This is a genomic window from Paracoccus sp. UBA889, from assembly GCA_002294185.1.
Taxonomy (GTDB): Bacteria; Pseudomonadota; Alphaproteobacteria; order Rhodobacterales; family Rhodobacteraceae; genus Paracoccus.
The window spans coordinates 79,042-104,782 of the sequence record DBFD01000046.1 but is presented as its reverse complement, the minus strand read 5'-3'; the positions used below and the strand labels follow the sequence as shown (position 1 = coordinate 104,782).

General features: G+C 64.6%; 21 protein-coding genes. 10 read left to right on the top strand and 11 right to left on the bottom strand.

The annotated features are described in order from the left end of the window. Positions 1 to 19 precede the first annotated feature (19 nt). The 3 genes from B4L36_RS08485 to cysE all read left to right on the top strand — a co-directional run bounded on the left by B4L36_RS08485 (position 20) and on the right by cysE (position 5,515). Positions 20 to 3,907 (top strand): baseplate multidomain protein megatron, encoded by a 3,888-nt coding sequence (locus B4L36_RS08485; RefSeq protein ID WP_292955358.1) that lies wholly within the window; start codon positions 20 to 22, stop codon positions 3,905 to 3,907. After that, positions 3,894 to 4,607, top strand: a complete 714-nt coding sequence (locus tag B4L36_RS08480) for a DUF2793 domain-containing protein (RefSeq protein WP_292955355.1) — start codon at positions 3,894 to 3,896, stop codon at positions 4,605 to 4,607. Before B4L36_RS08485 ends, B4L36_RS08480 begins: the two co-directional genes overlap by 14 nt. 80 nt (positions 4,608 to 4,687) lie before the next feature. Further along, positions 4,688 to 5,515 (top strand): serine O-acetyltransferase, encoded by an 828-nt coding sequence (cysE, locus tag B4L36_RS08475; protein WP_292955352.1) that lies wholly within the window; start codon positions 4,688 to 4,690, stop codon positions 5,513 to 5,515. On the opposite strand, the gene B4L36_RS08470 is transcribed toward cysE, so the two are convergent. Both B4L36_RS08470 and B4L36_RS08465 read right to left on the bottom strand, forming a co-directional pair. Next, positions 5,512 to 6,558 (bottom strand): quinone-dependent dihydroorotate dehydrogenase, encoded by a 1,047-nt coding sequence (locus B4L36_RS08470; RefSeq protein WP_292955349.1) that lies wholly within the window; start codon positions 6,556 to 6,558, stop codon positions 5,512 to 5,514. The two genes, cysE and B4L36_RS08470, sit on opposite strands and share 4 nt — an antisense overlap. Next, positions 6,555 to 6,890: a DUF952 domain-containing protein gene (locus B4L36_RS08465; protein WP_292955346.1), complete on the bottom strand. Its 336-nt coding sequence runs from the start codon at positions 6,888 to 6,890 to the stop codon at positions 6,555 to 6,557. The genes B4L36_RS08470 and B4L36_RS08465 overlap by 4 nt, the downstream gene beginning before the upstream one ends. Before the next feature lie 162 nt (positions 6,891 to 7,052). Here B4L36_RS08465 and B4L36_RS08460 point away from each other — a divergent pair, with 162 nt between their 5' ends. The 4 genes from B4L36_RS08460 to B4L36_RS08445 all read left to right on the top strand — a co-directional run bounded on the left by B4L36_RS08460 (position 7,053) and on the right by B4L36_RS08445 (position 10,627). Then, positions 7,053 to 8,660 carry a bifunctional metallophosphatase/5'-nucleotidase gene (locus B4L36_RS08460; protein WP_292955343.1) on the top strand — a complete coding sequence of 536 codons (1,608 nt, stop codon included), beginning with the start codon at positions 7,053 to 7,055 and terminating at the stop codon, positions 8,658 to 8,660. A gap of 231 nt (positions 8,661 to 8,891) precedes the next feature. Then, the gene (locus B4L36_RS08455; protein WP_292955340.1) at positions 8,892 to 9,446 is read left to right on the top strand and encodes a thioredoxin family protein; all 555 of its coding nucleotides are present in this window, start codon (positions 8,892 to 8,894) and stop codon (positions 9,444 to 9,446) included. Then, the gene (gph, locus tag B4L36_RS08450) at positions 9,419 to 10,123 is read left to right on the top strand and encodes a phosphoglycolate phosphatase (RefSeq protein WP_292955337.1); all 705 of its coding nucleotides are present in this window, start codon (positions 9,419 to 9,421) and stop codon (positions 10,121 to 10,123) included. The genes B4L36_RS08455 and gph overlap by 28 nt, the downstream gene beginning before the upstream one ends. Before the next feature lie 75 nt (positions 10,124 to 10,198). Then, positions 10,199 to 10,627 carry a TIGR01244 family sulfur transferase gene (locus B4L36_RS08445; RefSeq protein WP_292955334.1) on the top strand — a complete coding sequence of 143 codons (429 nt, stop codon included), beginning with the start codon at positions 10,199 to 10,201 and terminating at the stop codon, positions 10,625 to 10,627. Positions 10,628 to 10,641: 14 nt separating this feature from the next. Here the strand turns inward: B4L36_RS08445 and B4L36_RS08440 are convergent, their stop codons facing one another. From B4L36_RS08440 to B4L36_RS08415, 6 genes are all read right to left on the bottom strand, one after another. Next, positions 10,642 to 10,986, bottom strand: coding sequence for an arsenate reductase family protein (locus B4L36_RS08440; protein ID WP_292955331.1), 345 nt, complete (start codon positions 10,984 to 10,986; stop codon positions 10,642 to 10,644). A gap of 131 nt (positions 10,987 to 11,117) precedes the next feature. Then, positions 11,118 to 12,425, bottom strand: coding sequence for a DUF3422 family protein (locus B4L36_RS08435; RefSeq protein ID WP_292955328.1), 1,308 nt, complete (start codon positions 12,423 to 12,425; stop codon positions 11,118 to 11,120). A gap of 11 nt (positions 12,426 to 12,436) precedes the next feature. After that, positions 12,437 to 13,879, bottom strand: coding sequence for an NCS1 family nucleobase:cation symporter-1 (locus B4L36_RS08430; RefSeq protein ID WP_292955325.1), 1,443 nt, complete (start codon positions 13,877 to 13,879; stop codon positions 12,437 to 12,439). Positions 13,880 to 14,090: 211 nt separating this feature from the next. Then, a complete protein-coding gene (locus B4L36_RS08425; RefSeq protein WP_292955322.1) occupies positions 14,091 to 15,533 on the bottom strand; it encodes an NAD(P)(+) transhydrogenase (Re/Si-specific) subunit beta in 1,443 nt (480 codons plus the stop codon). 12 nt (positions 15,534 to 15,545) lie between these two features. Further along, positions 15,546 to 17,120 (bottom strand): Re/Si-specific NAD(P)(+) transhydrogenase subunit alpha, encoded by a 1,575-nt coding sequence (locus B4L36_RS08420; RefSeq protein WP_292955319.1) that lies wholly within the window; start codon positions 17,118 to 17,120, stop codon positions 15,546 to 15,548. Positions 17,121 to 17,331: 211 nt separating this feature from the next. Beyond that, entirely contained in the window at positions 17,332 to 18,045 is a 714-nt protein-coding gene (locus B4L36_RS08415; protein ID WP_292955316.1) for a hypothetical protein, read from the bottom strand. Positions 18,046 to 18,230: 185 nt separating this feature from the next. Here B4L36_RS08415 and pepN point away from each other — a divergent pair, with 185 nt between their 5' ends. Both pepN and B4L36_RS08405 read left to right on the top strand, forming a co-directional pair. Continuing rightward, positions 18,231 to 20,816: an aminopeptidase N gene (pepN, locus tag B4L36_RS08410; protein WP_292955313.1), complete on the top strand. Its 2,586-nt coding sequence runs from the start codon at positions 18,231 to 18,233 to the stop codon at positions 20,814 to 20,816. 42 nt (positions 20,817 to 20,858) lie between these two features. Then, complete coding sequence (locus B4L36_RS08405) at positions 20,859 to 21,773, top strand: 1-acyl-sn-glycerol-3-phosphate acyltransferase (protein WP_292955310.1); 915 nt, start codon at positions 20,859 to 20,861, stop codon at positions 21,771 to 21,773. A 24-nt stretch (positions 21,774 to 21,797) separates the two neighbouring features. Here the strand turns inward: B4L36_RS08405 and B4L36_RS08400 are convergent, their stop codons facing one another. The 3 genes from B4L36_RS08400 to obgE are packed head-to-tail and all read right to left on the bottom strand — an operon-like array spanning position 21,798 to position 24,231. Next, a complete protein-coding gene (locus tag B4L36_RS08400; protein WP_292955307.1) occupies positions 21,798 to 22,097 on the bottom strand; it encodes a SelT/SelW/SelH family protein in 300 nt (99 codons plus the stop codon). Then, positions 22,097 to 23,209 (bottom strand): glutamate 5-kinase, encoded by a 1,113-nt coding sequence (proB, locus tag B4L36_RS08395; protein WP_292955304.1) that lies wholly within the window; start codon positions 23,207 to 23,209, stop codon positions 22,097 to 22,099. Before proB ends, B4L36_RS08400 begins: the two co-directional genes overlap by 1 nt. Further along, complete coding sequence (obgE, locus tag B4L36_RS08390) at positions 23,197 to 24,231, bottom strand: GTPase ObgE (RefSeq protein ID WP_292955301.1); 1,035 nt, start codon at positions 24,229 to 24,231, stop codon at positions 23,197 to 23,199. Before obgE ends, proB begins: the two co-directional genes overlap by 13 nt. 103 nt (positions 24,232 to 24,334) lie before the next feature. On the opposite strand from obgE, the gene B4L36_RS08385 reads away from it, so the two are divergent. Further along, entirely contained in the window at positions 24,335 to 25,735 is a 1,401-nt protein-coding gene (locus B4L36_RS08385; RefSeq protein ID WP_292955298.1) for a protein adenylyltransferase SelO, read from the top strand. The last annotated feature ends 6 nt before the right edge of the window (positions 25,736 to 25,741 follow it).

Sequence of the window (25,741 nt, the reverse complement as noted above, 5' to 3'; positions counted from 1 at the left end):
TTGACTTAAGGAGGCCGCGATGGCCACGATTGTGCTGTCCGCAGTGGGTGCATCCATCGGCGGCGGGTTCGGCGGCGCGTTTCTGGGCATGTCGGGCGCCGTGGTCGGCCGGGCGATCGGAGCGACGGTTGGCCGCGCCCTGGACCAGCGCCTGCTGGGCGGTGGCTCGAAAGCAGTTGAAACGGGTCGGATCGACCGGCTGCGATTGCAGACTGCGGGCGAGGGCGCACCGATCCCGCGGATCTGGGGCCAGATGCGGGTGCCTGGTCATGTCATATGGGCGTCGCCGCTGGATGAGATCAGCACGACGGAAAGCGCAGGCGGGGGCAAAGGCGCGCCGCAGGCAAAGGTCACGCAGATCAGCTATCGGCTTTCTGTCGCTCTGGCCCTGTGCGAGGGGCGGATCCTGGGCGTCGGCCGGGTCTGGGCCGATGGAGAAGAAATTGCGGCTTCGGATCTGAACATGCGGGTCTATCGCGGCAGCGAAACGCAGATGCCCGATCCGGCGATCGAGGCACATGAAGGCGCGGACACGCCGGCCTATCGCGGCGTGGCCTATGTGGTTCTGGAAGATCTGGTCCTGGAACGCTGGGGCAACAGAATGCCGCAGCTGAGCTTCGAGGTGACCTGCGCGGCGCAGGACGGCTCGGGTCTTTGCCGCGACGTCCGGGCTGTCGCCCTGATACCGGGAACCGGCGAATATTCTTTGGCGACAAGTCACGTTACGCAGGATCTGGGGCTGGGCGAGGTTCGTTCGGTCAATACGAACACGCCCATGGGGGGCACTGATTTCAGTGTCTCGATGGATATTCTGGGCCGGGAATTGCCGAAGGTCGGTTCGGTCTCGCTTGTTGTTTCATGGTTCGGAAACGACCTGCGGATCGACCGCTGCAAGATTCAGCCTAAGGTCGAGCAGCGCGAGATTGACGGGTCCGAGATGCCTTGGCGTGCCGGCGGAATCGACAGGACATCGGCAGCCGAGGTCGCGCAAGTCGACGGTCGGCCGATCTATGGCGGCACTCCGTCGGATCAATCTGTGACCGAGGCGCTGGTGGCCATAGAGAATTCCGGAAGAAAGGCGGTCTTCTATCCGTTCATCCTGATGGAGCAGCTTGGCGGAAACGAACTGCCCGACCCCCATGGCGCGGTTGAGCAACCGGTCATGCCGTGGCGCGGGCGGATCACCACATCGATCGCACCGGGACGGGCCGACACGACGGATTCGACCGAAGCGGCAGTCGATGAAGTCGCGACCTTCTTTGGTCAAGCCGACGGGGCCGATTTTACCGCAGACGGGCAGAAGATTACCTACCACGGTCCGGCCGAATGGTCCTACCGCCGGTTCATACTGCATTACGCGCATCTCTGTGCGGCTGCCGGCGGGATCGACGCCTTTCTGATCGGTTCCGAAATGATCGGAATGACTCAGATCCGGGGACCGCAGAACATCTATCCCGCGGTCGCGCAATTGCGACGTCTCGCGGCTGATGTGCGTCAAATCTTGGGGCCCGATGTGAAGATCGGTTATGCTGCGGATTGGTCGGAATATTTTGGCCATCATCCCGGCAACGGCGAGCTGTTCTTCCATCTCGATCCGCTGTGGGCCGATGACAATATCGACTTTATCGGTATCGACAACTACATGCCCCTCAGTGATTGGCGCGACGGCGAGGATCATCTGGACGCGCATTGGGGCCGCATCGGCAACCCTGAGTATCTGGAAGCAAATGTTTGCGGCGGCGAGGGATATGACTGGTATTACGCCAGTGAGGCCGATCGCGATGCACAAATCCGCACGCCGATTACCGACGGACAATATGACGAAGCCTGGGTCTGGCGCTACAAGGATCTGCGTAGCTGGTGGCAGAATTTGCATTTCGATCGGCCGGACGGTGTGCGTTCAAGGCAGGCGACGAACTGGGTTCCGGGATCGAAGCCGATCTGGTTCACCGAATACGGCTGCGCTGCATTGGACAAAGCGACGAACCAGCCGAACAAGTTTCTTGATGCGATGAGTTCTGAGAGCACGTTGCCTTATTATTCCGACGGGCGGCGCGATGATGCGATCCAGGCGGCTTATCTGGCGGCGGTAAGGTCTTATTGGTCAAAGCCTGGCAACAATCCTGAACGGCAGGATGGGGGCATAATGCTGGATCTGGATCGGGCGCATGTCTGGTGCTGGGACGCCCGGCCCTATCCAGCCTTTCCGGGCCGGGACGATCTTTGGTCGGACGGGCCGGCCTGGGAACGTGGACACTGGCTGAACGGCCGCGCGGGAGCGGTGGCGCTGGAAGCCGTTGTGGGCGACATTTGCCGCGAGGCTGGCGTGGAAGCCTTCGATACAAGCGGGCTGTTTGGTGTGGTGCGCGGCTTTTCGGTCTTGGGCGGCGAAACCGGCCGGGCCGCATTGCAGCCGCTGATGCTTGCGCACGGCTTTGACGCGCTGGAGCGTGACGGTATGCTGGGCTTTCGACGTCGAGACGGGCTGGCCCGGGCCGCGCTCGGGCCAGAGGACCTGGCAGTGGCGGAGGATGTCGCGGATTTCGAGACGACGCGGGCAGCGGCACCTCAGGTTGCCGGGCGGCTTCGCCTGACGCATGTCGAGGCCGGAACCGACTACGCCACGGCGACTGCCGAGACGAGTCTGCCCGACGGCGACGCCGAAACCGTGACCGACAGCGAATTCACCATGGCGATGACCCGCGGCGAGGGTCGCGCCATTGCCGAGCGATGGCTGGCCGAGGCGGAAATCGGGCGAGATACGGCGCGCTTCGCGCTGGCGCCGTCGAAGGCGGATCTGGGGCCCGGTGATGTGATCCTGATGAGATCGAATGTGGCAGAGATGCGGCGTTGGCGGATTGACCGGGTCGAGAGGGCAGGGGCGATTACCTTTGATGCCGTGAGGGTCGAGCCCAGCGTATATCGGCCTGCCCTTTCCAGCGAAGATGACCATGCCATACGGCGCTATGTGCCGCCGATTCCGGTCTTTCCGGTTTTCTTGGATCTGCCGCTCTTGCGTGGTGACGAGACGCCCCATGCACCGTATCTGGCCGCGTCCGCGCGACCTTGGCCAGGCACGGTTGCGGCCTACATGTCGGTCGAAGAGGAGGGCGGGTTCGACCTGAACCTGACCTTGCCGCGCAAGGCGGTCATCGGGCGGACGCTTGGTACATTGCAACGAGCCCGGCCCGGTGTGATCGACCGGGGCGCGCCGCTACGCTTGCGATTGAAGGCGGACACGCTGCGTTCCGTGACCGAGAAAGCCCTTCTGTCGGGAGCCAACGTTCTTGCGATCGGCGATGGCTCGACCGACAGGTGGGAGGTCTTGCAATTTCGCAAGGCCGCGCCCGTTGGCGATGGGATCTGGGAAATCAGCGAACGGTTGCGCGGCCAAGCCGGAACAGATGCGATCATGCCGGCAAGCTGGCCCGAGGGCAGTCTTGTCGTGATCATGGATGGGGCGCCGCGTCAGGTCGCGCTTCCGCCCTCGGCGCGCGGACAAGAGAGGTTTTGGCGTATCGGTCCAGCATTGCGGGCACCCGATGATGCCAGCTACCGGCTTCTGACCACGGAGGTCAAGGGTGTCGGACTGCGGCCCTATGCACCTTGCCACATGCGAGCCGAGGGTCGCCAACTGTCATGGGTGCGGCGCACGCGGGTCGATGGCGATAGCTGGGACGGAACGGATGTCCCGTTGGGCGAAAGCCTCGAATCGTATCGTCTGCGCATCACGAAGGACGATATCGTGATCCACCAGATCGATCTCGACCGGCCCGAATACCTGATCCCCGAAGCGGTCTTTTCCGAAGCCGCGCAGAACGGCGGTTTCACGGTCGCCGTAGCGCAATTGTCGGACCTTTTTGGTGCCGGCCCCTATCTCAGGAGAACTTTCGATGGTGACCAGTGAAACGATGCGACTGGCGATGCCCTTGCTGCAACCCTCCCAGGCGCAGAAGCATGTGACCGTCAACGAGGCACTGATGCGACTCGACGGTCTGGTGAACCTGGTTTTGCAAAGTGTCAGCACCTTGTTGCCTCCGGCTACCGTGATCGACGGGCAGTGCTGGGGTGTGCCTCTCGCGGCGCAGGGCGCCTGGGCCGGCAAGGATGGATTGATCGCGCTTGGCTCGAACGGCGGGTGGATGTTCGTCGCGCCGTCGGCAGGGATGCGGGCTTTCGTCGCGGATCGGGGCTGCGAGGCGATCCATGATGGTCGGGGTTGGGCCCTTGGAGCCCTGTCGCTGGGAGTTTTCGGGTCCGGGCTGGTCGCCGGCTTCGCCGAGGCCGAGGTGATGGTCGGTACGGGCGCGGATTTCGACACCGGCCTTGCGATCCCCGCGAATGTATCGGTCATCGGAGCGGTCGCGCGGGTCACGGAGACCCTGACAGGTGGCCTGACTTCCTGGCGTCTGGGCCATGGCGGCGCGACGAATCGCTTTGGGCAGGGGCTTGGCACATCGGCCGGGTCATGGGCACGCGGTCTGCTGGGCACGCCCACGGCATATTACAGCCCCGAGACGATGGTGATGACGGCCGAGGGCGGTAATTTCAGCGGGGGTGCGGTCAGGCTGTCGGTTCACTGGCTGGAACTGCGGCTGCCGTTTTGACGTGATGGAGGTCCCGCGCGCTTTTCCCGCGTTTCCATCTGGGCTAAGAAGGTGAGGAACAGCAAGCGCGGACCGAGCCGATGAATGTGCAAAACAAATCCAGCAACACGCTGGTCATGGATCGCGACGCCGTCTGGGCGCAGCTTCGCGACGAAGCCTCGGCGGCCATTCGCAACGAGCCGCTCTTGGGTGCCCTGATCCATGCCGGATTGTTGCACCATTCCAGTCTGGAGGCAGCGCTGGCCTACCGGCTATCGCTCAAGCTGGCCTCGGGTGAAATGAGCGAACAGATCCTGCGCGAACTGGCGGACGAGGCCTATCACGCGGGAGCCGAACTGGGCGACGCCGCGCGCGCCGATCTGCTGGCTGTCTACGATCGGGATCCTGCGACGCACCGCCTTTTGCAGCCGGTGCTGTTCTTCAAGGGTTTTCAGGCCTTGCAGGCCTATCGTCTGGCGCATTGGCTGTGGCGGCGCGATCGGCGCGACATGGCCTATTTCGTGCAGATGCGTTGCTCGGAATATTTTGGTGTCGATATTCACCCAGCAGCCAGGATCGGCACCGGGGTGATGATCGACCATGCCCATTCCATAGTCATCGGCGAGACGGCGACCGTCGGAAACGACGTTTCCATGCTGCATTCAGTCACCTTGGGTGGGACCGGCAAGGAGGACGGTGACCGGCATCCCAAGATCGGCGATGGCGTGATGATCGGAGCGGGTGCGAAGGTGCTGGGCAACATCAAGGTCGGGCATCATTCGCGGATCGCGGCGGGATCGGTCGTGCTGCACGATGTCCCATCGTGCAAAACCGTGGCGGGCGTTCCCGCACGCGTGGTGGGCGATGCGGGTTGTTCTGAACCGTCGCACAGCATGAACCAGCTTTTGGGAATTGACGATTATTTCTAGATGCCGCTGCCGGTCAGTTCCGGCAGTGTCATCTTCTCGCGCCGCAGGCGCAGGTCAAGCTCTTCTGCCATCCGTCCTGCCAGAGAAAATCCCTGAAAGATCAAAGCGGAATAGAGTTGCACCGCCGTTGCACCTGCGCGCAGCTTGGCCCATGCGTCGTCGGCGGAAAATATGCCGCCGACGCCGATCAGCGGCAACTCTCGGTGAGTTTCCCGATAGAGCTGTGCCAGGACTTCGGTCGATCGCGCGAGAAGGGGCTTTCCCGACAAACCGCCGGCCTCCCCGGCCTGGCGGCTGCGCAAACCTTCGCGAGACAGAGTCGTGTTGGTGGCGATGATCGCATCGACCCGCAGGTTCCGTGCCACGTGGGCGATGTCCGAAAGCGCCGTTCGATCCAGATCCGGCGCGATCTTGACGAAGACGGGCCGTCGCACGGTCAGGGCATCGCGGGCCCGCATCACTCCGTCCAGCAACGCCTCCAGCGCCCTGGGGCCTTGCAATTCGCGAAGACGTTCCGTGTTTGGCGATGAGACATTGACGGTCAGGAAGTCGGCGGTCCCGCCCGCGATGCGGACCACTTCTGCGAAATCCGCAGCGCGATCGGTGCTGTCCTTGTTCGCTCCGATATTCAATCCCGCTGGAATGCCCCGTGGTCTGGCTTCCAGTCGCGCGGCGATGGCCGCTGCGCCGTCGTTGTTGAACCCGAACCGGTTGATGATCGCGCGATCTTCGGCAAGGCGAAACAGCCGCGGCCTGCGATTCCCGGGTTGCGCGCGCGGCGTGGCGGCGCCAAGTTCAATGAAGCCGAAACCAGCTTTCATCAGCGCTGACACTGCGCGGGCATTCTTGTCGAAACCTGCCGCCAGACCGATCGGATTGGCAAGATCCAGACCCGCCATTTCAAGCCTCAACCTGTCCGACGTGACAGGCCGGCCGGGCAGGGGCGCCAATCCGGTCGCCAGCGCCCGGATCGAAAGGTCATGTGCGCGTTCCGGATCCAGCCGGTGCAGGAAGGCAAGACCCAGCTTCTCGACCATGCTCATTCCAGAATTCCGACGTCATGACCATCCGTGCCCGGCAGGATCAGACGTGTCCAGATCACGTCCGACAACAACAGGTCCCGGTAGAGATGCGGGAACATGTCGCCGCCGCGTGCAGGCTCCCACCGCAGGCAATCGCCCATCGCATCCGATTCACATGCCAGAAGCATCAGCTCGCTATCTTTGCGGAAATGTTTATTCAGCGTCGCCTTGACCTGGTCCGAAGCGGAAAAATGCACGAAGCCATCCAACACATCAACGGAAGCGCCGGCGCTGCGTCCGGACGTTCTAAGCGTGGCCCATTCTTCCAGCCTCAGTATCTTGTAGATCCGCATGGCGGCATTTGCGGCACCTCTCCGCACAAGGTCAAGCCCGGCCGCGTTCTGCAACCTGCTTGACAACTTTTCCTGCGATGGCAGCGTCGGGAAGATTTGACCCCGCGCGGACGCTGCGCCACTCTGGCGCAGTCAGACCAACAGGGCCGGAAGGGGAATCACATGGCGCTTCGTTTGTTTACCGCCGCATCGATCGCCGCGCTGATGGCGGGATCGGCGCAGGCTGAAATGGTGCTGCATGTGCTGCATACCAACGATCTGCACAATCGGATCGAACCGATCAACAAATATGACAGCACCTGTGACCAAGAGACGCAAGATGCGGGCGAGTGTTTCGGCGGGGTCGCGCGCGTGGCGGCAAAAGTCAGGGAACTGCGTGACAAGATCACCTCGGAGGGTGGCAATGTGGTCGTGCTGGATGCGGGCGATCAGTATCAGGGCAGCCTGTTTTACACGACCTACAAGGGCACGGACGTGGCAGAGTTCATGACCGATATCGGCTATGACGCGATGTCCGTCGGCAATCATGAATTCGATGACGGTCCCGAAGGGCTGGCAGTCCTGGCCGATGGCGTGGAATTTCCGATTTCCTCCGGCAACCTGGACCTTTCGCAGTCAAATGTGTTGAAAAGCAGGATCGACGACACGGTGACGCTGGATGTGGGTGGCCAGAAGATCGGTATTGTCTCGGCGCTGGCGACCGATACGCCAGAAATTTCGTCGCCCGGTCCCGATGTTATCGTCACTGACGATATCGAGGCGTTGAAAGCCGATGTGAAGACGCTGACCGACCAGGGTGTGAACAAGATCATCGCGCTGACCCATGTCGGTTATCTGCGCGATCAGGAAATTGCCAGAGAGGTGCCGGGCATCGATGCCATCATCGGCGGTCATTCCCACACCCTACTGGGCGAGGGGGAGGACGCAGCCGGACCCTATCCGACCATGGTCTCGGGCCCCGATGGCGTCGAGGTTCCTGTTGCGACTGCCGCCTCGTATTCCAGATATCTTGGCCATCTTATTCTGACGTTCGATGACGAAGGCAAGTTGATCAAGGCCGAGGGCAAGCCGATCCTTCTGGATAGTTCCGTTCCCGAGGACGAGACGATCGTCGCTCGCGTCAAGGAAATGGCCGCGCCGATCGAGGAACTGCGCCAGAAGGTCGTCGCCGAGACCGCGGCGCCCATCGACGGAGACCGCATCAATTGTCGGGCGCGGGAATGCGAAATGGGCGATCTGGTGGCTGATGCGATGCTGGATCGGGTCAAGAATCAGGGCATGAGCATCGCGATCGCCAATGGCGGCGGCCTGCGTGCCTCGATCGCCCAAGGGCAGGTGACGATGGGCGACGTCTATTCCGTACTGCCTTTCCAGAATACGCTGGCAACATTTCGTCTGAAGGGTGCCGACGTGGTCTCTGCCTTGGAAAACGGCGCCAGCAAATATGAGGAAGGCGCCGGTCGCTTTGCACAGGTCGCCGGTCTCAAATATACTGTTGATCCATCGGCCGAGGCGGGTAGTCGGATCAGCGAAGTGATGGTCCGCAAAGATGGCGGATGGAGCCCAATCGATCCCGCCGCGACCTATGGCGTGGTATCGAACAACTACATGCGCGCAGGCGGGGATGGGTATTCGGTCTTCGCGGCGAACGCGACCGATGCCTATGATTTCGGTCCTGATCTGGCACAGGTCCTGGCTGACTATCTTGCGGCCCAAGGTGCGGAATACAAGCCCGCCATGGACGGCCGCATCACCGTCAAGGGGGAATGAGCGGTGCGAAACGCAAACGACCTCAAACGAGGGCCATTCTCGGCACGAGGACGAGATGGTTGGAAAATTCCGTGACTCCAACAACCGGAGCACACTTCGTCCCGATAATCGGTATTATGGAACAATTTGGTATTGATACCGGACACTGCGGATGGTCGCTGGCAGTTTGAACCGGCTTGCTTGCCGGTCGCCGATCCGCGACATTCGCCATAAAAAAGCAAGGAGACTTCAATGGCGGTTTCCCCTCCGGTTTGCGATTTCGGTGCGCCGTGGCATGATTTCACGCTACCCGATCCCGATGGCAAGGCTGTTTCCCTGGCTGATATCGAGGGCTCGAAGGGCACGCTGGTCATGTTCATCTGCAACCATTGCCCCTATGTGCAGGCGGTTCTCGATCGCATCGTGCGCGACGCGAAAGAGATGCAGGCGGCCGGTATTGGCGTTGTCGCGATCTCGGCCAATGATGTGGTCGAGTATCCCGGCGACGGTCCCAAGCAGATGAAGGCAGAGGCCGAAAAACACGGTTTCAGCTTTCCCTATCTTTACGACAAGAGCCAGGATACGGCCCGCGCCTATGGTGCGGAATGCACTCCGGATTTCTTCGGCTACAACGCGGATGGCAGGTTGCAGTATCGGGGCCGGCTGGATTCCTCGACACGGCAGGCTGGTCCCGCGGATGCGAAACGCGAATTGCGGGACGCGATGATGATGATTGCCAAGACAGGAAAAGGACCGGTAAATCAGGTGCCTTCGATGGGATGTTCGATCAAGTGGAAATCCGCATGAACGTCTGCATGGCGCCATGCCCGATCGTTTTCGACCTTGACGGCACGCTGATCGACAGCGCTCCGGACATCCATGCATGCGTCAATGCGGTCCTGCGTCAAAATCGGTTGGCGCCGCTGGGCCAGGATCGGGTGCGCAGTTTCATCGGCGGTGGTGTGGACCTTCTTTGGACCAGGATCATCGCCGCGCTGAGGATCGATCCGGCGTACAGATCAGATCTGATCGCATCCTTCATGACCCGCTATCACGACGCGACCGCGCTGACGCGGCTGTTTCCCGGGGTGGTTGAGGCGCTTGGCACGCTGGCCGACCGCGGGCATCCTCTGGGGATCTGCACCAACAAGCCGATGGGGCCGACGCGCGCGATTCTTGATCATTTTGGAATTGCGGGGTCCTTCGCCCATGTCACCAGCGGCGATTGCCTGCCCCAGAAGAAGCCCGATCCCGCGCCGCTGCGGGCCGCGCTTGCCGCGCTTGGGGCCGATCCGGCTCAGCCGCGCGCAATCTATGTCGGTGACAGCGAATTCGACGCCAGATGCGCCGCGGCGATACAGGTGCCGTTCCTGATCTACACCAAAGGTTATCGCCTGAAGCCGGTCGCAGATTTGCCCCACGATGCTGCCTTCGACGATTTCGCTGCCCTCCCCGCCCTGATCGAGACGCGCGTGATGGTCTGAGCCGGCACGAGCCGGGCGCTTGACAAAAGCCGTTCCGTCGCGCCATGTCTCGGCATTCCCAGCAAGAGGCAGTTCATGGACCTGCGCCAACTCAGCCACAGCATCGCGGTCTCGCCGCAGATCACGCCCGAGGATGTGCCGCAACTGGCCGAGGCCGGATTTCGCGTGCTGATCAACAATCGGCCCGACGCCGAGGTGGACTCGTCCCTTGACCACGAGGTCATGGCAGCGGCAGCAGAGAAGGAGGGAATGGAATACCACTACCTTCCCTTCTCACCCGGCCAGATCACACCGGAACTGATCACCGATTTCGCGCAGGCAACCGCAGGCCGCGGCCCGATCATCGCCTATTGCCGGTCCGGCCACAGATGCACCGTGCTATGGGCGCTGAGCCAGGCCGGAAAGCGCCCTCGGGCTGAAATCATCGATGTGGCCCGCGACGCGGGCTATGACCTGACGCCGGTTCTTCCGCTGATCGATTCGCTGGCAAGCAGGCGCGGCTGATCCGCGATCCTGGCTCAGGCGGGCACGTCCAGCGCGCGCTTGACGTTCGCCGTCCAGCCCAGTAGCCGCTTGTCGCCCGCAAGGATGGCCGGACGCTTCATCACGGCGGGTCTGGCTTCCATCATCGCAACCGGATCGGCGGCGCGTTCTTCCTCGGACATGCCGCGCCATGTCAGGCTGGCGCGATTCACGATCCGATCGCCGAAATCCTTGACCAGACCGGCCCTTTCAGCTTCGGATAAAGGTTCTTTCTGCACGTCGCGGAAGTTTACTCGCCAGCCATGATCTTCCAGTGCGGCAATTGCTTTCTGGCAGGTCGAACAATGGCCCAGCCCATACATTTGCAGTGTTTTCGACATGGCGGAAACCTCGGCTCAGGGAACGAACGGATAGTCGCAGGCCGAAAGCATCGTGATCACGGCGGCAAGACGCATGAAAACCTTCGGAAAACGACGGTCCGATTATCGTCACGCCCTGCCCTGTCGGCAAGTCACAAATCCTCTTCCGGCGGGTGCTGGTGCAAGCTGCGGCGGACCCGCCGCATCGCCCACCAGACGAACAGCACCGCAAGCGGCGTCAGTCCGGCGATCAGATAGGCCTTGTCGATGCCTGTCGCGTTGGCCAGTGGATACAATGCATAGGACAGAAGTCCGACCGCGTAATAGCTGATGGCGACGACGGACAGGCCCTCGACGGTATGTTGCAGGCGCAATTGCAGATCGGCGCGGCGATCCATCCGTTTCATCAGCGCCTGGTTCTGGGCCGAACGTTCCACATCGACCCGCGTCCGCAGCAGATCCCCGGCCCGTCTGGCGCGTTCCACCATGGTCTTCAACCGTTCTTCATTCGACACCACGGTGCGCATCGCGGGCTGATAGCGGCGGCGCATGAATTCGGTCAGCATCTGCCGGCTCATGAAGCGCGTCTCGCGCAGGGCGCTGACGCGGTCCATCACGATCGCCTCATAGGCCTTTGTTGCGCCGAAGCGAAAGGAATGCTGCACCGCCTGAGCCTCGAGCTCGGCCGAGACGGCCAGAAGATCGTGCAGCACCGCGTCGGCTGCGCGGTCGTCATCGGTCATCCCCTCGACAATGGCCGACAGGCGCGGTTCCAACTCGTTCAGGCGGCGCGACAGGCCGCGGGCGCGCCCCAGGCCCAGCATGGACATGGCGCGATAGGTTTCCAGCTCGACCAGGCGGTGCACGATGCGCCCGATCCTGCCCTCGCCCACGTCAGGACGCACGAAAATGGCAAAGCGCATCCAGCCATCCGCGTCGATACGGAAATCGCCCGCGATCATCGCGGCTTCCTCGAGCACCCAGACGGCGGTCAGGCTGTCACGCGCGAACCAGTCCGAAATCCTGTCCAGCGCCTCTTGCGGATGCGCGGGCAGCGTGTCGATCTGAACCATCACCGCCGCGACCCGCCTGCCCGGCGCGCCCTTCTGCCATTCCTCGGAAAAGATGGCGGCGGCCGACGGATCGAAGGGACGGATCGGCAGGCCCGGCGTCGTGGCCATGTAGGTCACGAATTCGGTGTGGCTTTCCCATTTCAGGTCATGCCGGCCCAACCGGCCCTGATAGTGACTCTCGTCGGGATCGGGTCGCGGACCGCCATGGCGATCCACCAGTTCCGACAGATGCGCCATGTCGCGCGCGAGATCGCGATTGGCGGCGTCGCGCGGCTCCTTGAAGGCCACGAAGACACAGGTGGACGGCGCCTTCAGACGAGGCGAGGGACGGGCATGAAGTTCGTTCACCAGCGCATAGCGCAACGGATGTTCGGTTGCCGGGCCCACGCCGTTCTCCTTTAGCTGCGGCTGCCGCAGAACAGGATATACAACACCCCGCCGACGCCGGCGCCGATCAGCCAGCCAAACCCCGACAGCGATTGCAAGGCAGGCAGCCACACTGTCCCGATCGAGAACAGCGCCGCCAGGCCGACCGCCATGATCGCGCGCATGTTCCAACCGCGATCATAATAGTAGCGGCCGGTGGGATCCTCGGTGAACAGATCCTGCACGACCAGATGCCGCTTCTGCACGACATAATAATCCGCGATCAGGATTCCGTAGAGCGGAGCCAGGATCGCGCCCAGCGTATCGACAAAGCCCGCGATGCCGATGGTCGAGATCAGCGACAGCCACAGCGCGCCGATAACAAAGGCGATCAGCGCCGCGATGACGCCGCCGGTCTTTGCGCTGATGCTGGCAGGGGCCATGTTGGCGATGTCATAGGCGGCCGGGATGAAGTTCGCTACAAGGTTGATGCCGACAGTCGCCGCGAAGAAGGTGACCGCCGCGATCAGCGTCAGCGCCAGGCTGTCCACCCGCTCGACGATGGCGGTCGGATCGGTCAGCCTTTCACCAAACAGCACGACCGATCCCGCGGTGATGAAAAGCGCGATGAAACTGAAGAAGGCCATCGAGACAGGCAGGCCCCAGAAATTGCCGCGGCGCATCTGTCCCTCTGTCTTCACGAAGCGCGAGAAATCGCCGAAATTGATCACCACGGCGGCGAAATAGGCAACCATCGTGCCGACCACCGCGATGAAACCCACGACCGGACTGCGCGTGCTTTCGGCATCGGCCTGGAAAATGACGCCGATTTCCGAAAAGATTCCGTTGCCGGCCTTCCACCAGATCATCAGCGCCAGCGCGATCATGACAAGATAGACGAACGGCCCGGCCCAGTTCAGAAACTTGCCAACCCATTCGATTCCCATCAGGAACAATCCGATCTGGAATCCGGCGACGATGACATAGGCGATCCAGTCGATGCCGCTCAGGCCCAGAAACCCGCCACCTACGCCGTCGACCGCGAACACTGCGCTGATCGCCAGAGCCACCGCCGTCGAGGCGAAATAGGTCTGCACCCCATACCAGAAGATCGCGACGATTCCGCGCACCAGCGCCGGAAACCGTGCGCCCCTGACCCCCATCGCGGCACGCGCCATCACCGCATAGGGAATGCCGTAGCGCACGGAGGGCCGGCCCGACAGGTTCACCAGCCACATCACCAGAAGCCCGGCCACGACGATGGCCGCGAAGGTCAGCCAGCCGTTCAGCCCGTATGACAGGAACAGCGACGCCGCCAGCGTGTAGCCGAACAGGCTCTGGATGTCGTTGTTCCAGACGTTGAAGATCTCGAACGCGCCCCAGTTGCGCCGCTGATGCGGAACCGGTGCGAGGTCCTCGTTATAAAGCGACGGATCGCCGCCGCCGACATGGATATAGTCCGGGTGATCCGTCATCACTGTCCCTCATCTTCTCTGGGCGCCATCACAGCCCGGTGAGGCTCCGCCGCGCAAGTGGCTGTGTCGCACGGAAAGGGTTTCAGGGCGCCTTGTCACGGATTTCGGGATCGGATCCCGGCGCAGGCTGCCCGAAAAACAGGCATCCAGCGCGGCCGGGAGGCTCTGGGGCGACGCCGTCCTTCGGGTCGCCCCCTACGGCCCTGACCGATCACTCCAGCAGCGGCAGCAGCTTGTTCACCGAATCCTTGGCATCGCCATAGAACATGCGCGTGTTTTCCTTGTAGAACAGCGGATTCTCGATGCCGGAATAGCCGGTGCCCTGCCCGCGCTTGCTGACGAAGACCTGTTTCGCCTTCCAGACCTCCAGAACCGGCATCCCGGCGATGGGGCTGTTGGGATCCTCTTCGGCGGCCGGGTTCACGATGTCGTTCGAGCCGATGACGATCGCCACGTCCGTGGACGGGAAATCCTCGTTGATCTCGTCCATCTCCATCACGATGTCATAGGGCACCCTGGCCTCGGCCAGCAGCACGTTCATGTGGCCCGGCAGACGGCCCGCAACGGGGTGGATGGCAAAGCGCACCTCCTTGCCGGCCGCGCGCAGCTTGCGGGTCAGTTCGCTGACCGCGCCCTGCGCCTGTGCCACCGCCATGCCATAGCCGGGCACGATGATGACGCTGTCGGCATCGTTCAGCGCCGCCGCCACACCATCGGCGTCGATCGGGATCTGCTCGCCCTCGATCTCGGCCGCGGGGCCGGTCTGACCGCCAAAGCCGCCCAGGATCACGCTGACGAAGTTCCGGTTCATCGCCTTGCACATGATATAGCTGAGGATCGCGCCCGACGATCCGACCAGAGCGCCGGTCACGATCAGCAGATCGTTGGACAGCGTGAAGCCGATCATCGCCGCGGCCCAGCCCGAATAGCTGTTCAGCATCGACACGACGACCGGCATGTCCGCGCCGCCGATGCCCATGATCAGGTGGTAGCCGATGAAGAAGGCCAGAGCCGCGACCAGGATCAGCCAGAACATCCCCGGTCCGACCCCGGTGAAATACAGCAGACCCAGGATCAGCGCCAGAATCAGGGCGCCGGCGTTCAGCATATGGCCGCCCGGCAGCTTCTTGGGCTTGCCGTCGACCTTACCGGCCAGCTTGCCGAAGGCGACGACCGATCCGGTAAAGGTCACCGCGCCGATGAAGACGCCAAGGAAAACCTCGATCTTCAGCATCGCGATCTCGGCCGGGCTCTTGTCCGCCAGAACGGCGGCAAAACCCTGGAATTCGTAGGCAAGGCCCTCGGCCTTGAGGCGCAGAACGCGCGCCATCTCGATCTGGGCGTTGAAGCCGACGAAGACGGCCGCCAGACCGACCAGTGAATGCATCGCCGCGACAAGCTGGGGCATTTCGGTCATCTGCACGCGCTTGGCGACGACCCAGCCGACGCCGCCGCCGATGGCGATCATGATCAGCGACAGGAACCAGTTGCCGGCGCCGGGACCGAACAGGGTCGCCAGGACCGCAAGGGCCATGCCGACGATGCCATACCAGATCGCGCGCTTGGCGCTTTCCTGTCCCGAAAGCCCCCCCAGCGACAGGATGAAGAGGATGGCGGCGACGACGTAGGCCGCGGTGGTGAATCCGTAATCCATGCCTGCGCCCCCTTACGATTTCTGGAACATGGCCAGCATCCGGCGCGTGACCAGAAAGCCGCCGACGATATTGACCGAGGCCATCAGCACGGCCAGGGTCGCGAGGATCAGCACCCAGGCCGAGCCCGATCCGATCTGCAGCAGCGCGCCCAGGATGATGATCGAGGAAATCGCGTTGGTGATCGCCATCAGCGGCGTATGCAGCGAATGGGCCACGTTCCAGATGACCCGGAAACCGACGAAACAGGCCAGCACGAAGACGATGAAGTGCGACATGAAGCTGGCAGGCGCGACAAGGCCGATCAGCAGCAGCAGGATCGCGCCGCCCGCAAGCAGCGTGACCTGGGACCGGGTTTCGGCCTTGAAGGCGGCGACCTCTGTTGCGCGACGCTCTTCCGGGGTCAGTTCCTTTTTCTTTTCCTTGGGCTTCTGGACCGCGATCGCGGCCACCTTGGGCTTGGGCGGCGGATAGGTGATGTCGTGGTCATGGACCACCGTCGCGCCGCGGATCACATCATCTTCCATGTTGTGGACGACAACGCCGTCTTTTCCGGGGGTCAGATCGGTCATGAAGTGACGGATGTTGTTTCCGTAAAGTTCCGAGGACTGGGTCGCCATTCGGCTGGCGAAATCGGTATAGCCGATGATCACCACGCCATTCTCGGTCACGATGCGTTCGTCCGCGACGGTCAGTTCGCAATTGCCGCCCTTTTCGGCCGCGAGATCCACGATGACGCTGCCGGGCTTCATCGCCTCGACCATGTCGCGGGTCCACAGGACCGGCGCATCCCGGCCCGGAATCAGCGCCGTGGTGATGACCACGTCCATGTCGGGGGCCAGTTCGCGGAATTTCTTCAGCTGCGCCTCGCGGAATTCGGGGCTGGAGGGCGCGGCATAGCCGCCGGTCTCGGCGCCGTCCCTGGTCTGCTCCTCGAAATCCAGATAGACGAATTCCGCGCCCATCGATTCGATCTGCTCGGCCACTTCGGGACGCACGTCGAAGGCATAGACGCGCGCGCCAAGGCTGGTCGCGGTCCCGATGGCGGCCAGTCCGGCGACGCCCGCGCCCACGATCAGGACCTTCGCCGGCGGCACCTTGCCCGCGGCCGTCACCTGGCCCGTGAAGAAGCGGCCGAAATTGTTCGCCGCCTCGATGACCGAACGATAGCCGGCGATATTGGCCATCGAGGACAGCGCATCCATCTTCTGCGCGCGGCTGATGCGCGGCACCATGTCCATGGCGATGGCGGTGATGCCCTGTTGCCTGGCCTTGTCCAGCAGATCGGCGTTCTGCGCGGGATAGAGGAACGAGATCAGCGTCTGCCCCTCGCGCATCTGCCCGATCTCGGATTCCGAGGGGGGGCGCACCTTGGCCACGATATCGACCGCGCCGATCAGCGCCGCGGCGTCCGGTTCCACGCCGACGCCGGCAGCGCGGTAATCGTCATCGGAAAACCCGGCTGCCGCACCTGCACCGCTTTCGACAAATGCCTCGTGCCCCAGCTTGCGAAGATGCGTCGCCGAAGACGGCGTGATCGCAACTCGCGCCTCCCCGGCGAAGCCTTCCTTCAAAGCGCCAATCTTCATGGCCTCGATGCCCCCTCGCTGAATTCCAAATTCTGTCGCTGAACCCATAGCATTGCGCAACAATCTTTCACAAGACCGTGGTTGCGGCCCAGCCATTCCGCGGCACCTCTCGCCTGACGCGGACAAACTGCGGGTCGGTCGCCACGAAAAATGCCGCGCGGCACCCGTCCGCGCGGCATTCCATCGCTTTTCCTTGAACTGCCCGCGAGGGTCAGTTCGCCGGCGCGGTCTGGGTCGTGCTGTCCGCTCCGGCGCTGCCCTGCGTGCCCGAGGTGCCGGCCGACCCGTCCGTGGCGGTGCCGGTCTCGGGGGCGGGAGTGGTCGTGGTCGAAGGCTGGGTCGTGGCCGGTTGATCGGTGACCGCCTCATCGACTGCATTGGCCGCATCCGACGCCGCCTCGGCCGCCGAATCGGCTGCGTTCTGGGCCGCATCGGCGGCGGACTGGACCGCCTGCCCCACGCTGTCGCCGGTCGCCTGGGCCGCGTTCTCGGCCGCAGTGGCCGCATCGCTTGCTGCATTTTCAGCCGCGGTCGCAGCGTCGCTGGCAGCGTTCTCGGCGGCAGTGGCGGCCTCGTTCGCAGCCGCCTCGGCATCGGCGGCGGCGTTGTCGGCTGCCGATTGCGTCTCGGTGCCCGCCGTCTGGTCTGCCGGCGCCGCGACCGGATCGGTCGCCGTGGTGGTATCGGCCGCGGGAACATCGGTTGTCGTGGTCACGGTCGTGGTGTCGCCTTCGACCGCCACGGTGTCATCGGTCATGAACCGTTGCAGCACGAAATAGGCCAAGGCCAGCGCCAGAAGAACACCGATGATCAGCGGCAGTGCCGAGGACCGGCGCTCGACCGGCTCGACATAGGTTTCCTTGGGCGCGGCAGGGTCGCGATCGACGGGATCGGTGCGCTTCGGGTCATTCGGGTCATAGGTCATGTGCTGCCCTCCAATTTGTGCTGACAAGACGCGCGCTTAGCGCCCCTTTCTCTGTCTTCTGCCCGCGACGCTGTCAATCGGGCCCCAGCGGGATGCCGGCTTGCGACCGGGCCCTCAGGCGAATAACACCAGTGGAAAGATCAGGTTCCCCCTGAACCGACAGGTTTTTTTGACCGGAGCACGCGATGACACGGCAGCCTCAGCAGACGACGCAATTTCTTGCCGACTACCGGCCGTTTCCCTTCCTGCTGTCCGAAACCCGGCTGGATTTCGAACTCGGCCCGCACGCGACGCTGGTGCGCGCCGATCTTTCGCTGACCCCGCGCGATGTCTCGAAGGTCGAGGATCTGGTGCTGGACGGTGGCAAGGAGGTTGCGCTTCGCTCGCTCAGAATCGACGGGACCGAACCCGACCCCGTCCATGTCAGCCGCGACGATGAGACCCTGCGCATCGCCGCCGCCGCCCTGCCCCGGACCGCCTTCACGCTGAGCACCGAGGTCAGCATCGATCCTGCCGCCAATACCGCGTTCGAGGGATTGTACATGTCGGGCGGCATGTATTGCACCCAGTGCGAGGCCGAAGGATTCCGCCACATCACCTTCTATCCCGACCGGCCCGACGTGATGGCGACATTTCGGGTCAGCATCCGTTCGGACATGCCGGTGCTTCTGTCGAACGGCAATCCTGTCGAAAACCGTGACGGAATGGCCGAATGGCACGATCCCTGGCCCAAGCCCAGCTATCTGTTCGCGCTGGTCGCGGGCAAACTGGTCGCGGTCTCCGACCGTTTCACGACGTGTTCGGGCCGCGAGGTGGCGCTGAATGTCTGGGTCCGTCCGGGCGACCAGGACCGCGCGGGCTTTGCCATGGAATCGCTTATCAAATCAATGAGATGGGACGAACAGGTCTATGGCCGCGAATACGATCTGGACGTGTTCAACATCGTCGCCGTCGATGATTTCAACATGGGCGCGATGGAAAACAAGGGCCTGAACATCTTCAACTCGAAGCTGGTCCTGGCCAGCCCGGAGACCGCGACCGACGCCGATTACGAACGTATCGAGGCGGTGATCGCGCATGAATATTTCCACAACTGGACCGGCAACCGCATCACTTGCCGCGACTGGTTCCAGCTTTGCCTCAAGGAGGGTCTGACGGTCTTTCGCGACCAGCAGTTCACCAGCGACATGCGCAGCGCGCCGGTCAAGCGGATCGAGGACGTGCGCGCCCTGCGCGCCCGCCAGTTCCGCGAGGATCAGGGTCCGCTGGCCCATCCGCCGCGGCCCGATCACTATGAGGAAATCAACAATTTCTACACCGCGACCGTCTATGAAAAGGGCGCCGAGGTGATCGGCATGTTGAAGCGTCTGGTCGGCGACGACGGCTATGCCAGGGCGCTGGATCTGTATTTCGACCGCCATGACGGCCAGGCGGCGACGATCGAGGACTGGCTGAAGGTCTTCGAGGATGCGACGGGCCGCGACCTGGCGCAGTTCAAGCATTGGTATACCGATGCCGGCACGCCGCGCCTGACCATGGCCGAGGATTGGGACGCCGATGCCAATCGTCTGACCCTGACCTTCACGCAGGACACGCCGCCCACGCCCGGCCAGGCCGACAAGCCCGCCCGTGTCATTCCCATCGCGGTCGGGCTGATCGGTCGCAATGGCGACGAGGTTCTGCCGACCCGGATGCTGGAGATGACCGAGGCGCGGCAAAGTTTCGATTTCGACGGGCTGGGCGCGCGGCCGGTCGTCTCGGCGCTGCGCGGCTTCTCGGCGCCGGTGATGCTGGATCGACCGCTGGACGACGCCACCCGCGCCTTCCTGCTGGCCCACGACACCGATCCCTTCGCCCGCTGGGAGGCCGGTCGCGATCTGGCCCTGTCGGCGCTGACCGCCCTGTCGCAGGGGCGCGAGGCGGGGGCCGATTTCGTCGATGCGATCGGCCGGCTGGCGGGCGACGACAGCGCCGATCCGGCCTTTCGCGCCCTGTGCCTGACCCTGCCCGGAGACGAGGATGTCGCCACCCGCCTGACAGCCCAGGGCGTGACGCCGGACCCGGATGCGATCCATGCCGCACGCGAGGGTCTTGCCCGCCGCGTGGCCGAGGCCCATGGCGATCTGCTGGCGGCGATCCATGACCGGATGCGGGTCGATGGCCCCTACTCGCCCGATGCGGCGGCGGCCAGGCGCCGCTCGCTCAGGATCGCGGCGCTCGGGCTGCTGAACCGCATCGACGGCGGCGACCGGGCCAGCGTGCTGTTCGGCAGCGCCGGCAACATGACCGAGCGGATGGCAGCGCTGATCTGTCTGATCCGGCGCGGCCGGGCGGCATCCGCGCTTTCGGCGCTGGAGGACGAATTCGGCGACAACCGGCTGGTGATGGACAAGTGGTTCTCGGTCCAGGTCATGGCCGCGCCGCCCGCCGAGGCGGTCGCGACCGCCCGCAGCCTGTCCGAACGCCAGGATTTCGACTGGAAGAACCCCAACCGCTTTCGTGCGCTGCTGGGCGGGCTTGCGGGCAACCACGCGGGTTTCCACGCGGCGGACGGATCGGGCTATGATTTCACCGCCGACTGGCTGATGCGGATGGATCGCGCCAATCCCCAGATCGCCGCCCGGATGTCCACCGCGTTCGAGACCTGGCCCCGGTATGACGCCACCCGCCGCGCCCGGGCGCTGGCGGCATTGCAGCGGATCGCCGCGATGGAAGGGATCAGCCGCAACCTGCGCGAGATGGTTTCGCGGATGATCGCCGCCGGAGCCTGAGGGCGCTTGTGGCGGCTCTTGTGGCGGGGCAGAATGGTGCAAATGAATGAATCGTCCGCCGATGCCAGGGCCGATATGCAGGCCCGACTCGATCCGCTGATTGCCGAGCGGGCACCGTGGCTCTATTCGGGAAAGGCGCACCACCGCATCGCCCGGCGGGTGATGATGCGGCTTCTGCGCTATCCGCGCACGATCCGGCTGGCGGCCGAACTGCGCGATCTGCCCACGCCCGAGATCATGCGCCGGATGACCGACCTGATCGTCCGCGACGTTCGTGTCTCGGGGATGGAAAATCTGCCGGCCAGCGGTCCCGCGCTGATCGTGTCGAACCATCCCACCGGCATCGCCGACGGAATTGTCATGCACGCGGTCCTGCAATCGCTGCGAGACGATCTTTTCATCTATGCCAATCACGACATGATCCGGGTCATGCCCCAGGTCGAGGATCTGATCGCGGGGGTGGAATGGCGCCAGGAAAAGCGCAGCCACGCCAAGACCAAGGCCACGATGGATTACACGCGCGATGCGCTTGGCGCGGGCCGGATCGGGCTGATCTTCCCTTCGGGCCGACTGGCCAAGCGGCAGGGCCTGACCCTGCACGAACGCCCCTGGATGGCCAGCGCCGCGATGATCGCGCGCAAGTTCGGCGTTCCGGTCATCCCGCTTCGCATCCGCGCCCGCAATTCGGTCCTGTTCTACCTGCTGGACGCGATCCATCCGACGCTGCGCGACGTGACCCTGTTCAACGAGGTGCTGAACAAGGCGCGCCAGAGCTATCGCATCACCGTCGGCGCGCCGATCGATCCGGCCACGCTGCCCAGGGGCAGCGACGAGGCCATCGCGATCCTGCGCGACGCGGCGCTGTCGCTGCCGCCGCCGGGCGAGGATGCGGCACGGCTGGCGCGGGGCGGCGGGGCGGTCGTGCGCCCGCGCCGGGCGAAAAGCCGCATCGCCTGAGCCCGGCCCCGGCCGGCACCCGGCTCAGGTCGGCCGGTCCAGGTGTCCCAATGCGCGGCCGGGGTCGATCCGGTCGCGGATCGCCTGTTTCAGGGTCCGGATGTCGGGAAATCCGCCATCGCGCCTACGCTCCCAGATGTCGCCGCCGTCCAGCGTGATGCGGAAGACACCACCACTGTCGTCGGGAATGATCGTGACCTGCAAATCAGGGCCGAAGGTCGACAGACATTCCTGCGCGTACCAGCCCGCCCGAAGCAGCCAGTTGCAGCCGGTGCAATAGGTGATCTCCAGATGCGCGCGTCGGGCGGCGGTCGGGTCCGTCATCACAGGGCCATGTCGTCGCGATGAATCAGGGCGGCACGGCCGGGATAGCCCAGCAGCGATTCGATCTCGGCCGAGCGGTGGCCGGCGATCCGGCGGGCCTCGTCGGCGGTATAGCGGGCAAGGCCGGTGCCCAGCGTCTGGCCCTGCGGACCCGCGATCGCGACCGGATCGCCGCGCCCGAAATCGCCCGCGACGGCGCGCACGCCGGCGGGCAACAGGGATTTGCCGCGGCGCAACGCCTCGGCGGCGCCCTGATCGACGGTCAGAACGCCCTTGGGTTTCATCGCCGCGATCCAGCGTTTGCGCGCGGCCTGGGGATCGCCCTCGGGCAGGAACCAGCTGCACCGCGCGCCGCCCGCCACCGCCGAAAGCGGCCGCATGACCGACCCTTCGGCGATCACCATCGCGCAGCCCCCGGCCACGGCGGTGCGCGCCGCCATCAGCTTGGTTTTCATGCCGCCCCTGGACAGGCCGGAGACCGGATCGCCGCCCATTGCCTCGATCGCGGGTGTCAGCTGCGCGATGATCGGCAGATGGCGCGCCTGCGGATCGGTCTTGGGATTGGCGGTATACAGCCCGTCCACATCCGACAGCAGCAGCAGCTGGTCGGCCCCGCAGGTCACGGCGATCTGCGCGGCAAGGCGGTCATTGTCGCCATAGCGGATCTCGTCCGTGGCCACGGTGTCATTCTCGTTCACGATCGGCACCACGCCCAAGCCCAGCAAGGTCTGCATCGTCGCGCGGCTGTTCAGGTATCGGCGGCGCTCGGCGCTGTCTTCCAGCGTCAGCAGGACCTGCGCGGTCTTGACCCCGTGCGGGGCCAGCGCCTCCTCATAGGCGCGGGCCAGCCGGATCTGGCCCACCGCCGCCGCTGCCTGCGCCTGTTCCAGCGGCAGCGCGCCGGAAGGCAGTTCCAGCACCCGCCGGCCAAGCGCGATCGACCCGGACGAGACCAGAACCACATCGGTGCCGCGCGCGCGCCATCGCGCCACGTCGTCGCACAGCCCGCGCAGCCAATCGCCGCGCAGCCCCTCGGGGCCGACCAGCAAGGCCGAGCCGATCTTGACGACCAGCCGGCGCGCCTGTTGCAGCGACGGGGCTAGGGCCGCCATGGCGCCTCGGGTTGATCTTCCGCCCCGGTCCCGCGCGATGGCGCGATCTCGGACCACAGGGCGCGCAGCACCTGCGGCACGCCCTGTTTCGAGACGCCCGACATCAGGTGGACCGGGCCGCCGGTCAGCGATTCCAGCACCGCCTGGCGTTCGGCGATGGTGTCATCGTCCAGCGCATCGATCTTGTTCAGCGCGGTGACGCGGGGCTTGGCCATCAGCACCGGCGAATAGGCGGCCAGTTCGTCAAGGATGGTGCGCGCATCCGCGCCCACATCCCCGGACGTGCCATCGATCAGATGCAGCAGCACGTTGCTGCGTTCGACATGGCCCAGGAACTGATCGCCCAGACCCCGGCCCTCGCTGGCCCCTTCGATCAGGCCCGGAATGTCGGCCATGACGAATTCGCGCCCGTCGATGCCGACCACGCCGAGGTTGGGATGCAGCGTCGTGAAGGGGTAGTCCGCGATCTTCGGCCGCGCGTTCGACACCGCGGCCAGAAAGGTCGATTTGCCGGCATTGGGCAGGCCGACCAGACCCGCATCCGCGATCAGCTTCAGGCGCAGCCAGATAGTGCGTTCCACCCCCGGCTGGCCGGGATTGGCGGTGCGCGGCGCGCGGTTGGTCGAGGTCTTGAAATGCAGGTTGCCCCAGCCGCCATTGCCGCCGCGCGCCAGCAGCACGCGGCTGCCCGGTTCCGTCAGATCCGCGATCACCGTTTCCCCGTCCTCGTCCAGGATCTCGGTGCCGGCCGGCACCCTCAGCACGATATCCTCGCCCGACCGGCCGGTCATCTGGCTGCCCATGCCGTGCTGACCGGACCGGGCGAAGAAATGTTGCTGATAGCGAAAGTCGATCAGCGTGTTCAGCCCGGGCGCGGCCTCGGCCCAGACATCGCCGCCCCTGCCGCCATCGCCGCCGTCGGGACCGCCATATTCGATGAATTTCTCGCGCCGGAACGACACGCAGCCCGCGCCCCCCCCGCCCGAGCGGATATGAACCTTGGCGAGATCGAGAAACTTCATGGCTCGGGCTCCTTTGCGCCCACGCGATACGCGGATGCGGACCGGCGCGCAAGGGATGGCAAAAGGCCCCGCGCTGCCTATGTAGAGGTCGAAGGAGCCAGCCATGATCCACTTCGACAACAGCTATGCCCGCCTGCCCGATGGGTTCTTCGCGCGTGTCGATCCGACCCCGGTGCCCGCGCCGCGCCTGCTGGCGCTGAACCAGCCGCTGGCGGATCGGCTGGGCCTGGACGCGGATTGGCTGCGCGGGCCGGAGGGCGTGGCGATGCTGTCGGGCAATGCCATGCCGGAGGGGGCCGAGCCCATCGCCCAGGCCTATGCGGGCCATCAGTTCGGCGGCTTCGTGCCCCAGTTGGGCGACGGCCGGGCGGTGCTGCTGGGCGAGGTGGTCGGGCCGGACGGCGCGCGGTTCGACATCCAGCTGAAAGGCTCGGGCCGGACGCCGTTCTCGCGTCAGGGCGACGGGCGGGCCTGGATCGGGCCGGTCCTGCGCGAATATGCGGTCAGCGAATTCATGGCGGCGATGGGCGTGCCGACGACGCGGGCGCTGGCGGCCGTGGCGACCGGCGAAACGGTCTGGCGCGAGAACGGCTTTCCGGGTGGTGTGCTGACCCGCGTCGCGGCCAGCCATATCCGTGTCGGCACCTTCCAGTTCTTCGCCGTCAGGGGTGATGAGGCGCGGCTGGCGGCGCTGACCGACCACGTCATCGCGCGGCATTATCCGCAGGCGACCGGTCCCCTGTCGCTGCTGGATCACATCGTGGCCCGGCAGGCCGAAACCATCGCCGCCTGGATGGCCCTGGGCTTCATCCACGGCGTGATGAACACCGACAACATGGCGGTGTCGGGCGAGACCATCGATTACGGTCCCTGCGCCTTCATGGACGGCTATCATCCCGACACGGTCTTTTCCTCGATCGATCACGCAGGCCGCTATGCCTGGGCGCAGCAGCCCCAGATCGCGGTCTGGAATCTGGCGCAGCTGGCCAGTTGCCTGATCCCGCTGATGGGCGAACGCGATGCCGCGATCGAGGCCGCGACCCGATCGGTCCATGCCTTCGCGCCGCTCTACGAGGCGGCGTGGCTGCGGCGTTTCGGAGAAAAGCTGGGACTGACGGGCGTCGCGCCGGTCAAGGACCTGGCCGAAGGGCTGCTGACGCTGATGGCGCGGGAACGGGCGGATTTCACGCGCGTCTTCGCCGGGCTGGCCGATGGCGGCGCCCGCGACGAATTCACCGATCCGACGGCCTTCGATGCCTGGGCAGAGGGCTGGCGAAGGAGCGATCCCGACCCGGCGCTGATGGCCCATGCCAATCCGCGGCGCATTCCGCGCAACCACCGGATCGAGGCGGCCATCGCCTCGGCCGTGGCCGGCGACATGGCGCCCTTCGAACATCTCTTCCTGGCCGTGACCCACCCCCGCGAGGATCGCGCCGACTGGGCCGACCTGGCCCGGGCGCCGCTGCCGGAACAGGCAGTCAGACAGACTTTTTGCGGAACCTGATGGCGG

What these genes read in the sequence shown, in the direction of transcription:
- B4L36_RS08485 (WP_292955358.1), top strand. Translation starts at nt 20, where the DNA reads ATGGCCACGATTGTGCTGTCCGCAGTGGGTGCATCCATCGGCGGCGGG.
- B4L36_RS08480 (WP_292955355.1), top strand. Translation starts at nt 3,894, where the DNA reads ATGGTGACCAGTGAAACGATGCGACTGGCGATGCCCTTGCTGCAACCC.
- cysE (WP_292955352.1), top strand. Translation starts at nt 4,688, where the DNA reads ATGAATGTGCAAAACAAATCCAGCAACACGCTGGTCATGGATCGCGAC.
- B4L36_RS08470 (WP_292955349.1), bottom strand. Translation starts at nt 6,558, where the DNA reads ATGAGCATGGTCGAGAAGCTGGGTCTTGCCTTCCTGCACCGGCTGGAT.
- B4L36_RS08465 (WP_292955346.1), bottom strand. Translation starts at nt 6,890, where the DNA reads ATGCGGATCTACAAGATACTGAGGCTGGAAGAATGGGCCACGCTTAGA.
- B4L36_RS08460 (WP_292955343.1), top strand. Translation starts at nt 7,053, where the DNA reads ATGGCGCTTCGTTTGTTTACCGCCGCATCGATCGCCGCGCTGATGGCG.
- B4L36_RS08455 (WP_292955340.1), top strand. Translation starts at nt 8,892, where the DNA reads ATGGCGGTTTCCCCTCCGGTTTGCGATTTCGGTGCGCCGTGGCATGAT.
- gph (WP_292955337.1), top strand. Translation starts at nt 9,419, where the DNA reads ATGTTCGATCAAGTGGAAATCCGCATGAACGTCTGCATGGCGCCATGC.
- B4L36_RS08445 (WP_292955334.1), top strand. Translation starts at nt 10,199, where the DNA reads ATGGACCTGCGCCAACTCAGCCACAGCATCGCGGTCTCGCCGCAGATC.
- B4L36_RS08440 (WP_292955331.1), bottom strand. Translation starts at nt 10,986, where the DNA reads ATGTCGAAAACACTGCAAATGTATGGGCTGGGCCATTGTTCGACCTGC.
- B4L36_RS08430 (WP_292955325.1), bottom strand. Translation starts at nt 13,879, where the DNA reads ATGACGGATCACCCGGACTATATCCATGTCGGCGGCGGCGATCCGTCG.
- B4L36_RS08425 (WP_292955322.1), bottom strand. Translation starts at nt 15,533, where the DNA reads ATGGATTACGGATTCACCACCGCGGCCTACGTCGTCGCCGCCATCCTC.
- B4L36_RS08420 (WP_292955319.1), bottom strand. Translation starts at nt 17,120, where the DNA reads ATGAAGATTGGCGCTTTGAAGGAAGGCTTCGCCGGGGAGGCGCGAGTT.
- B4L36_RS08415 (WP_292955316.1), bottom strand. Translation starts at nt 18,045, where the DNA reads ATGACCTATGACCCGAATGACCCGAAGCGCACCGATCCCGTCGATCGC.
- pepN (WP_292955313.1), top strand. Translation starts at nt 18,231, where the DNA reads ATGACACGGCAGCCTCAGCAGACGACGCAATTTCTTGCCGACTACCGG.
- B4L36_RS08405 (WP_292955310.1), top strand. Translation starts at nt 20,859, where the DNA reads ATGAATGAATCGTCCGCCGATGCCAGGGCCGATATGCAGGCCCGACTC.
- B4L36_RS08400 (WP_292955307.1), bottom strand. Translation starts at nt 22,097, where the DNA reads ATGACGGACCCGACCGCCGCCCGACGCGCGCATCTGGAGATCACCTAT.
- proB (WP_292955304.1), bottom strand. Translation starts at nt 23,209, where the DNA reads ATGGCGGCCCTAGCCCCGTCGCTGCAACAGGCGCGCCGGCTGGTCGTC.
- obgE (WP_292955301.1), bottom strand. Translation starts at nt 24,231, where the DNA reads ATGAAGTTTCTCGATCTCGCCAAGGTTCATATCCGCTCGGGCGGGGGG.
- B4L36_RS08385 (WP_292955298.1), top strand. Translation starts at nt 24,335, where the DNA reads ATGATCCACTTCGACAACAGCTATGCCCGCCTGCCCGATGGGTTCTTC.